Source organism: Aequorivita todarodis (assembly GCF_028561335.1).
Classification (GTDB): Bacteria; Bacteroidota; Bacteroidia; order Flavobacteriales; family Flavobacteriaceae; genus Aequorivita; species Aequorivita todarodis.
In genome coordinates this window covers 71,544-79,235 of the sequence record NZ_JAQQTG010000001.1, presented here as the reverse complement: position 1 = coordinate 79,235, position 7,692 = coordinate 71,544, and the positions used below count along the sequence as shown (strand labels likewise).

Here is a 7,692-nt window from a genome sequence, read left to right as displayed (position 1 = left end):
CATACATAGTATTGTTGTTGTCTAGGTTTAAATGGCAACCTTAACCTGATCTTATTCCTTTAATTTAAAAGCCTAAAATAATCGTATTTTTGGACAAATCATTTAATGACCAAACATAAGAGGTTTTCAAAACCTTTGGGGTTTTGGCTAATATGTAAATTATGAAATTTAAAATAGTAATTTTTGTTGCACTTTTTCTTTCTACTTGGATTAATGCCCAAGATGTAAAGGAAGTCCGTACACAGTATCCAAAAGCTGTATCTAATGCCGAAATTGCGGCCAAACTTGATGGTGAACTTTCAACGGTAACCTCTTCAGGCAAGCCCGTTTTGCTCGCTTACAAAGGCGCGGTTTTAACCTTGAAAGCAAAATTCGCAAAAAAGAAAAGCGATAAAAAAGATTTTTTCAAAGAAGGCGTGGCCTTAATTGAGAGCGCCGTAAGTGCTGATGCTTCAAATATCGAAATCCGTTACATACGGCTGAGCGTGCAGGAAAACTCGCCGAAATTTCTTGGCTATCACAAGAATATTGAAGAGGATAAAGAGTTTATTTTGAAGCATTACGGCTCAATTTCTTCCGCAGAATTAAAGGAAATCGTAAAGGATTTTGCGATGAAGTCGGAGAATTTTGATGAAACTGAAAAAAAATCTTTTCAATAATTTCGGCATTTCAGAAGCTCTTTTAGTATTTATTTCTCTTTTTTATTTTTCTTTAAATAAATTCTATTCCAGCTATACTACTTTCAATTTTTTTAATATTTTACCATTTCTTTAACACTTACGGCCTCTTGGAGCGGTAAGCTGTTTAAATCCCTGTAAATGAGTAAATTATTATTTTTATTTTTTTTCGCCACCGCTTTTTGTGTGGCACAAAAAAATTCCGATCCCACTCCTGAAGAAATTGCTGAAGCGAAAATCCTTAAAATCCAGTATCCAAATGATGATCTTGTGCTTTTGGAGAGCAAAGATTACGTAACCTTTGATTTTGATACTAATTTGCAGCAGGTTTCCGTAAAGCATCAAATTAATGAGGAGCTGATGAACATCTCGTCCCGGACCGACATTCAAAAGCATATATTTTATGACGGACAATCGGAAGTAAGCGATTTCGGTCTAAAATATAGAAATAATAAAAGCGCGTATTTTAAGGTAAAGGATGAGGCCTATACTGTGGAGGAATTTTTTTTTAATGATGCCCGCGTAAAATATGCAAGTGTTGATTTTCCGGTGCAGGGCTATAAATACTTCTTTGAAGCCACAAAAAACATATTCGATATAAAATATTTTACCTCACTCTATTTTACGGACGCTTACCCGATTATTAAAAAGGAAATTACTTTGGTAGTCCCCAAATGGCTAAACCTTGAAATCAAGGAAATGAATTTTGAAGGTTTCCAGATTTCAAAAACCACCACGTTTGATGAGAAACAAAACGCAGATGTGTTAACCTATTCCGTTTCTGGGTTGGATGCAGTCTATAAAGAAGAACAATCGCCCGGGCCCAGCTATATTTATCCGCATTTGTTGGTTTTGGCAAAATCATACACAAATGGGGGCGAGCGCTACACCTTGTTCAACGAAACAAAAGACCTTTATAATTGGTACAAATCATTGGTTGATTCTATGGCCGATGATACTTCCGTTTTAAAGGAAAAAGTGGCCGAACTCACCGCAAATGCGAAAACCGATGAAGAAAAAATCAAGAATATTTATTATTGGATACAGGACAACATTCGGTACATCGCTTTTGAAGACGGCTTGGCGGGTTTTAAACCGGATGAGTGCCAGAATGTTTTCAAAAAAAGATATGGAGATTGTAAGGGAATGGCAAATCTTACCAAGCAAATGCTGATGGAAGCAGGCTTTGACGCCCGTTTAACATGGCTGGGCACCAAAAGAATTGCCTATGATTATTCAACCCCTTCCTTGTCTGTGGACAACCATATGATCTGTACGGTTTTCTATGATGGGAAGAAAATTTTCTTGGACGGAACTGAAAAATTCAACCCCTTTGGAGAATATGCCGAACGCATCCAAGGCAAACAAGTGATGATTGAGGATGGCGATTCTTTTATATTGGAAACCGTTCCGGTGGTGCCGCCAGAAACAAATAAGGAAACCCATGTTTTTAATGCCAAGATCAATGATAATGCTTTGGAAGGAAAGGTTTCGCTCACGTATTCCGGGGAAAGCAGGGCCTCGTTTCTGTACGTTTTTAATAATTTGAGGACCGAAATGAAAAACGAAGCCTTGGAATATTATCTGAAAAGGGCAGACAGGAATATGTTGGTAGCTAACATTAAAACTTCCGATCTGGAAAACCGCGATGACCAACTTTCCATAGATTTTAATTTAAAACAGGCCAACGCCGTTTCTTCCTTTGACGATGAAATCTATATAAACCTGGATTATAACCAGGAATATGGCAAATGGCTCTTTAACGAACGAAATACAGATTATGAATTTGCCCATAAGGAATACCTCTCCTCTGAAATAAATCTTGAACTTCCCGAAGGATACAAAGTAGCAGAGTTGCCAAAGGGCATAGACGTTAACACCAAACACTATAAAATTTTCGTTGATTTCGAACTCTCCGACAACGTGCTCCATTACAAGAAGGTTTTCGTAATGAAGGACGCCGTTGTAAGAAAATCGAACTTTAAAGAATGGGACGAAACCATAAAAAGCCTCCAGTCCATTTACAATCAACAGATAATTTTAGTAAAAGACTAAATCTTATTTACCTAACCCCACCTTTTTATTATGATTAAAAATACGTTTGGCATTCTATTTTTTGCCCTATTCTCAGTAACCGCCATTGCACAATCAAAAAAAACACTTGAAAAACAGGAAGAAATAAAAAACCTGGTGTGGAATGAAAATGATCCGTACAGAAATGTGATGGAAATTCCCGAGCACTGGAAAAACGAATCTGCCGTTTTTCTTGTGAAAGACATCAAATACATTTACAACAGGCCCGGTAACAGCATTGAATACACCAAAATAGAAAGAGACCGGATAAAGCTTTTGGACCAAGCCGCTGTTACGGAATATTCAGAATTAAAATACACTGAAGGCAACGTTTTTTACAGAGAAATGAGCCGGGTGACCAATACCTTCTATTTGGGGGTAAAAGTGATAAAGCCCAATGGCGAAGTAATTGAAATAGACGTAAACCAAGAATCCGTTTCCAACAACGATGAAAAGAAAATCGCAATCCCGGCTTTGGAAAAAGGAGATATTATTGACTATTATTTTTACACAAATACGATTGTTGGCGAAAATGATCTGTACCAATATAAAGTAGTAGAAAACACGATAGGAGACAACTACCCAATCGCGAAATTTGAGTTTTTATTGGAAACCGAGGACGATTTCTTTATAAACTTTAACACCTATAACGGGGCGCCAAAACTTCAGCAAATAGTTCAGCCAACAAAAAAAGATAAAAAAAGGGCCTATTCCTTTAAGGCGGAAAACGTAGAAAGAAACGATTTTCCAAGATGGTTTTTTCCCTTGGTGGAACTGCCTTCCTATAAATTTCAAGTGCTTTTTGCCCGCTCCGGAAAATATGAAAAAAGAGCCTATGCCTTCATCCCCGAAGATGTGAACACGGTAAAAACAAATGTTTCCAAAGAGGAAATCTTCAATCTCTACGAAGATAAATTTAGACCCTACGGCGATCTTGGCGATGTGGAACGCTTCTTAAAAAAGAAAAATTTTGCCACCAACGAAGAGAAGGTAAAGGAGGTGTTCTACTACATACGCCATGCCTATTATACCAACTATGTGGAGGCATTTGTCATGGACGAATCAAACATCATGTACCCTTTTGAACTTTACGGCAAAAACCCGATTATCTTCAATAATGAAGTAGATTTTGTCCGTTTTTTCACGGCCTTTTTAAAAGACAATAAGATAGATTATGAAATTATTATTGGCACCCAACGCTATAATGGTGATATAAAGGATCTGCTTTTGGAAAGCAATATCAATTTCATTTTAAAAGTAAACACCGAAAAGCCCGTTTACATAGAATATTTTGACCCATACGCAACGCCCAACCAAATTTCACCGCTGCTGGAAAACACGAATGCCTACACCCTGAAAGTTGTTGACAGAAAGCATATTGAAGATATTGAGACCATAAAATTGCCAACATCCACGTATAAAGAAAACAACTCAACCGAGAAAACGGAGTTGTCGTTTACCCCCGACTTTTCAGGTATTTCCATAAACAGATCCTTTACATACAACGGTCAAACAAAGATTGACGAGCAAAAAAACCTGTTGATGTATTATGATTATGTGTATGAAGATCACGCAAAATATGAAACCGAGCCCATTCTCGATAGAGTGAGAAACAAAAAAGACAAAGAGAAATATAAAAAGGAATACGCCGCGTTGCTCCAAAAGCTAAAGGATAAACAACAGGAAAAAATAAAAGAAAGAACCGCTGCCGAATACAATTTAAAAATTGAAAACTATTCCTTCAGCATCCTGAAAAACGGAAGATTTGGCAAGGAAGATTCCTTTGAATATACCGAAGAGTTTACCATGGGCAACGATTTGATTAAAACCGCAGGCAAAAATTACATTTTGGACCTCGGCAAATTTTTGGTAAGCCAAGTAGATTTGAGCAACAAGGAAAAGGAAAGGACAAATAATATCTATATGAGTTACCCCCGATCCTTTAACTATCAAATAGTAGTCAATATTCCCGATGGATATACGGTCTCGGGGCTCGAAAACCTTGTGGGTAGCGTTGAGAACGAAACGGGCGGTTTTATAAGCAAGGCTTCAATTGAAGGCAATAAACTTGTGGTGGATATTCAGAAATTCTATAAGCATAATTATGAGCCCAACTCAAACTGGCAAAAAATGGTTGCCTTTCTTGAGGCTGCTTCCCAGTTTACCCAATCAAAGATTTTGTTGAAGAAAGAATAGGTTGCTATGAAATATTGCCACATTTTAATGTTCTTGTCCTTTACGAATGTTTTTGCACAAGATATTATTGTTAGAACTGATGGAGAGTTAATTCGCTCCAAGGTTGTAAAAGTATCTTCAGAGAACATTGAGTATAATAAATATGACAATCTGAACGGCCCAATATATGTTTTGCCAATTACAGAAGTTGAAAAAATTGATTTTGAAAACGGAACAGTTGAAACTTTTAATGTTGCATCTAAAGGCGAAGCGGTTTCTTTAGAAGATTTAAAAGAACCAATAATTGAAAATCTCAATAAATATGCGTATTCCAAAGGAGGTAAGTATAAGTATCAAGCCGAATTTAGAGGCGATACTTTGAATTTGAAACTTTTTGATATAGACACAGAAAAGTTAAGAGAGGATAATTCTTATGAATTTAGTGGAGAATGTACTTTTCACGATATATCGGTTCGTAAGCAAGGGATAAGTTATATAAATGTAGTGGTCAATAAATTCTTTGACAAAAAACTTATGGGTGATCCGACTAAAAGATTTGTAAAGCATCTTGACAAAGAGGGAACTAAACTTGTAATAAGAGTAAAGGGTCACGATAAAGCTGAGATTATTTTCGACGCTTTAAAGAAATACAACGATTTCTTCAAAGAATATTAAACGCTATATTTGCTTCGCGCCCTCTGCGTCTTTGCGGTAAATTGAATCCCGGCAGAGCCGCAGAGAACGCAAAGATTAAAATATCTAAGTAGAGTCGAAGAAAAAGCCTATTTTATTTTTTATGAAAAATATATACTTATTGTTGATGTTTTTTTCAATTTCAGCTTGCTTTGGTCAGGATATTATTTTGATGAAAGACAGCGAGCTCGTTCGGGCCAAGATTACAAAAATCACCAATGAAATGGTTCAATACCATCGGCTTGATAATTTGGATGGCCCTTTATATGAGGTGCCGACGACTCTAATAAAAAAAATTGATTTTGAGAATGGCGCTGAACAATTTTTCGATGTGGAAGAGGCTGATAATACCTCGGAAAAGCCAAATTATTCGTTGTCGGAAACAAAAGAGTTTTTAATTAAAACCATTAACGAACATGGTTTTGAGGAGGATACTTTCAGCCGAAGGTATCGAGCCAATTTTGAGGGCGATATGCTCAGGCTCAGGGTAATGAAAAGAGATGGGAGCAGACCGGTGAACAACGGAATACTTTATGACTTTTCAAACGTTTATGCATTTCACAAGGTTTCCAGACGTTCAGATAAATTAGCATTTGTGAATATTTGGGTTTCTATTGTGAAAAATGAAAAAAAGATGAAATTTGACAAACATAAATTGATTATGCGAGTTGATGATCCCGATAAGGCTGAATCTATCCTCAATGCGCTTAAATATTACAATTCCCTCCTTGTGGGGAAAAGTAAATCGCATGACAAGTTCTAATTTCTAATACTTATATTTACTTTGCGCCCTCTGCGCCTTTGCGGTAAATTGAATCACCGCAGAGGCGCAGAGAACGCAGAGAAGCTATTCCCAAATGGACCAAAAACTACTTTCAGAAAAATTCAAAACCCTGAAATGTTGCGTAATTATTCCTACCTATAATAATTACAAAACCTTGCAGCAGGTTATTGAGGGCGTTTTGGTTTATACCGAAAATGTGATTGTAGTAAACGACGGTTCTACGGACCTGCCTGCCGATGGGCATGGTTCTACTTCTGAAATTTTAGTTCAATTTCCGCAAATTCAGCAAATCCATCTTTCACAAAACAAGGGGAAAGGTAACGCGCTGCGCCAAGGGTTTAAACATGCCGAAAGTTTGGGCTATCGCTATGCAATAACTATCGATAGCGACGGGCAGCATTTTCCGGAAGATATTCCAACTTTTATTGAAGCCTTGGAAAACGAAACGAACAAAGAAGTTTTGCTTATCGGTTCGCGAAATATGACCCAACACGGCGTGCCGAAAAAAAGCAGCTTTGGCAACAAATTCTCCAATTTTTGGTTTTGGGTGGAAACGGGCATTCGCTTGCAGGATACACAATCCGGCTTTCGATTGTATCCACTTTTCGCGATGAAAAAGCTGAAATTTTACACCCAAAAGTTCGAGTTTGAAATAGAGGCCATCGTAAAAGCAGCGTGGAGTGGAATTGAAGTGAAAAACATCCCAATCCAAATTCATTACGAATTGGAAAATCGCGTTTCACATTTCAGGCCTTTCAAGGATTTTATGCGAATTAGCATTCTAAATACGTGGTTTGTACTCGTTACATTCCTGTATATAAAACCACGAAATATCCTCAGAAAATTAAAAAAAAAAGGTCTCAAACGGTTTATAATGGAAGACTTTTTGGGCAGTGACGATTCTGCCGAAAAAAAAGCATTTTCCATCGCACTTGGCGTATTTATTGGGCTTTCGCCACTTTGGGGGTTTCACACCATCGTCGTTATTTTTTTGGCACTCCTCTTCAATCTGAACAAAGTAATTGCCTTTGCATTTTCAAACGTGAGCCTGCCGCCGTTCATTCCGTTGATACTCTATTTTAGCTTAAAATTGGGCAGTTGGCTTTTGGGCGAAAATTTTGTGCTTTCCATGAGCGAAATTGACCCCAGTTTGGAGTTGGTAAAATATTTAAAATCCTATATTGTCGGCAGTTTTGTACTTTCAGTTTCAGCGGCGCTTTTTTGCGGCCTGCTGGGTTATTTGTTTTTAACGCTATTTGAAAGGAAAAAGATTCTCGACAATGGGTAAGT

The 7,692-nt window shown here is 37.3% G+C and carries 6 protein-coding genes; all 6 read left to right on the top strand.

Going from position 1 to position 7,692, the window contains the following annotated elements; all coding sequences use genetic code 11:
• Positions 1-161: 161 nt before the first annotated feature.
• The 6 genes from POV26_RS00295 to POV26_RS00270 all read left to right on the top strand — a co-directional run bounded on the left by POV26_RS00295 (position 162) and on the right by POV26_RS00270 (position 7,690).
• Positions 162-659 (top strand): hypothetical protein, encoded by a 498-nt coding sequence (locus POV26_RS00295; RefSeq protein ID WP_272854495.1) that lies wholly within the window; start codon positions 162-164, stop codon positions 657-659.
• Between the two features lie 159 nt (positions 660-818).
• Complete coding sequence (locus POV26_RS00290; protein ID WP_272854494.1) at positions 819-2,732, top strand: transglutaminase-like domain-containing protein; 1,914 nt, start codon at positions 819-821, stop codon at positions 2,730-2,732.
• A 30-nt stretch (positions 2,733-2,762) separates the two neighbouring features.
• Positions 2,763-4,946, top strand: a complete 2,184-nt coding sequence (locus POV26_RS00285) for a DUF3857 domain-containing protein (protein ID WP_272854493.1) — start codon at positions 2,763-2,765, stop codon at positions 4,944-4,946.
• A 6-nt stretch (positions 4,947-4,952) separates the two neighbouring features.
• Positions 4,953-5,600 carry a hypothetical protein gene (locus tag POV26_RS00280; RefSeq protein ID WP_272854492.1) on the top strand — a complete coding sequence of 216 codons (648 nt, stop codon included), beginning with the start codon at positions 4,953-4,955 and terminating at the stop codon, positions 5,598-5,600.
• Between the two features lie 121 nt (positions 5,601-5,721).
• The gene (locus POV26_RS00275) at positions 5,722-6,381 is read left to right on the top strand and encodes a hypothetical protein (RefSeq protein WP_272854491.1); all 660 of its coding nucleotides are present in this window, start codon (positions 5,722-5,724) and stop codon (positions 6,379-6,381) included.
• Positions 6,382-6,475: 94 nt separating this feature from the next.
• Positions 6,476-7,690, top strand: a complete 1,215-nt coding sequence (locus POV26_RS00270; RefSeq protein WP_272854490.1) for a DUF2062 domain-containing protein — start codon at positions 6,476-6,478, stop codon at positions 7,688-7,690.
• Positions 7,691-7,692: the final 2 nt, after the last annotated feature.

Bases quoted from the DNA above. Each gene is read 5' to 3' on its own strand.
- POV26_RS00290 (WP_272854494.1), top strand. From the start codon at position 819: ATGAGTAAATTATTATTTTTATTTTTTTTCGCCACCGCTTTTTGTGTG.
- POV26_RS00280 (WP_272854492.1), top strand. From the start codon at position 4,953: ATGAAATATTGCCACATTTTAATGTTCTTGTCCTTTACGAATGTTTTT.
- POV26_RS00285 (WP_272854493.1), top strand. From the start codon at position 2,763: ATGATTAAAAATACGTTTGGCATTCTATTTTTTGCCCTATTCTCAGTA.
- POV26_RS00295 (WP_272854495.1), top strand. From the start codon at position 162: ATGAAATTTAAAATAGTAATTTTTGTTGCACTTTTTCTTTCTACTTGG.
- POV26_RS00275 (WP_272854491.1), top strand. From the start codon at position 5,722: ATGAAAAATATATACTTATTGTTGATGTTTTTTTCAATTTCAGCTTGC.
- POV26_RS00270 (WP_272854490.1), top strand. From the start codon at position 6,476: ATGGACCAAAAACTACTTTCAGAAAAATTCAAAACCCTGAAATGTTGC.